This window comes from Microvirga antarctica, from assembly GCF_017921815.1.
GTDB classification, from domain to species: domain Bacteria; phylum Pseudomonadota; class Alphaproteobacteria; order Rhizobiales; family Beijerinckiaceae; genus Microvirga; species Microvirga antarctica.
The window spans coordinates 1-283 of the sequence record NZ_JAGEMM010000171.1; the positions used below are offsets into that span (position 1 = coordinate 1).

Sequence of the window (283 nt, forward strand, 5' to 3'; positions counted from 1 at the left end):
AAAATTGGCTCGCCGATTACCGACCTGGCGTTGCGCATGCTGCACGACATGACAGGGGCGGACAGTAGCGTGTCGAAATGCTATTTCACGCGCGCGAAAAGCGGTGTCTTGATGAAGTCGTTGACGATTGCCATTCGCAACCGCGAGCAGCGCGTCATTGGTCTACTGTGCATCAACATGAATCTTGATGTGCCATTTTCACAGATTATGAATACCTTTATTCCGCCGGAAACGCCGGAAGTCGGCTCAGCGGTTAATTTTGCCTCCTCAGTCGAAGATTTAG

1 protein-coding gene is annotated in these 283 nt (G+C 51.2%); it reads left to right on the top strand.

Annotated elements, in window-relative coordinates; translation table 11 throughout:
- Nucleotides 1-283, top strand: a 283-nt coding sequence (locus J4G32_RS21350; RefSeq protein ID WP_210497737.1) for a PAS domain-containing protein, incomplete at both ends; no start/stop codon positions are given.